Origin of the sequence: Achromobacter sp. JD-1 (genome assembly GCF_038594925.1) — a bacterium.
In the GTDB taxonomy this organism is placed as follows: Bacteria; Pseudomonadota; Gammaproteobacteria; order Burkholderiales; family Burkholderiaceae_B; genus Achromobacter; species Achromobacter spanius_C.
In genome coordinates, this window is sequence record NZ_JBCGCS010000078.1 from 1 (window position 1) to 1,389 (window position 1,389).

Here is a 1,389-nt window from a genome sequence, read left to right on the forward strand (position 1 = left end):
GGGACTGTCAGGATTTTTGTGTGCAGGCCTATGATGGTTTTCAAGGAGACCGACCATGGCACGCAACCCGAAGTCCACGAGGCAGTCCAGCACGTCTGCGCTACCGGCCAGTGCCGAGCAGTTGCTCGATGAACTTGTAACGGGGCCGATGACAGCCGAGGCGGTCCAGGACACGTTCATGTTGCTGAAGAAGGCGCTGATCGAGCGTGCTCTGGGCGCTGAACTGGGCCGACACCTGGGTTATCCCGCAGGCGGCGAGCGCCCGGAAGACACCACCAACCAGCGCAACGGCAAGAGCAGCAAGACCGTGCTGACCGACGACGGCCCGCTCAAGCTGGATATCCCGCGGGATCGGGATGGCAGTTTTGCCCCAATCCTGATTCCCAAGCACGCACGCCGGTTTACCGGTTTTGATGACAAGATCATCGCGATGTACGCCCGTGGCATGAGCGTGCGCGAGATCCGAGCGTTCCTGGACGAGCAATATGGCACTGACGTGTCGCCGGAGTTCATCAGCTCGGTGACCGATGAGGTCATGGATGAAGTGCAGGCGTGGCAGAACCGCCCTCTGGAACCCATGTTCCCCGTGGTGTTCTTCGACGCGTTGCGGGTCAAGATCCGCGACGAAGGCTTGGTGCAGAACAAGGCGGTTTATCTGGCCTTGGGTGTGCTGCCCGATGGCACGCGCGAGATTCTCGGCCTGTGGGTCGAGACCACCGAGGGCGCGAAGTTCTGGATGCGGGTGTTCAACGACCTCAAGACCCGAGGGGTGCAGGACATCCTGATCGCAGTGACCGATGGCCTGAAAGGGATGCCCCAGGCGCTAGAGGTCGTGTTCCCAGCCACCACGCTACAAACGTGCATCGTGCATCTGATCCGCAATAGCCTGGCCTACGCTGGCTGGAAGGATCGCCGCGCGATCGCCACGGCGCTGCGCCCGATCTACGCTGCCGTTAACGCCCAGGCCGCGCAACAGGCCCTTGATGAGTTTGCCAAAGGCGCTTGGGGCTTGAAGTACCCAATGATCGTCAAAGCCTGGAAAGACGCCTGGGAACAGGTCATCCCCTTCTTCGTGTTTCCACCCGCGATCCGACGTGTGATCTACACGACGAACGCGATAGAGAGCGTGAATGCGCAGCTACGCAAGATCATCAAAACGCGCGGCCACTTCCCTACCGACGACGCGGCGATTAAGCTGCTCTGGTTGGCGCTGCGAAACATTACCGTCAAATGGGGCACGGCCACACACCATTGGACCGACGCGATGCACCAGTTCGCCATCCTCTACGACGAGCGATTTACCCGCATCCGTACCAACGCCCAGTGGGCCAGCGAGTAAATGATGCAACGTCAGAACAACGCCTAGAACACAAAATTTCTGACAGTCCC

The 1,389-nt window shown here is 60.1% G+C and carries 1 protein-coding gene; it reads left to right on the forward strand.

The genetic code is table 11. The features are described 5' to 3' along the window. Positions 1-55 precede the first annotated feature (55 nt). On the forward strand, positions 56-1,339 hold the full coding sequence (locus WBR68_RS31295; protein WP_230696262.1) for an IS256 family transposase: 1,284 nt from the start codon (positions 56-58) through the stop codon (positions 1,337-1,339). Positions 1,340-1,389: the final 50 nt, after the last annotated feature.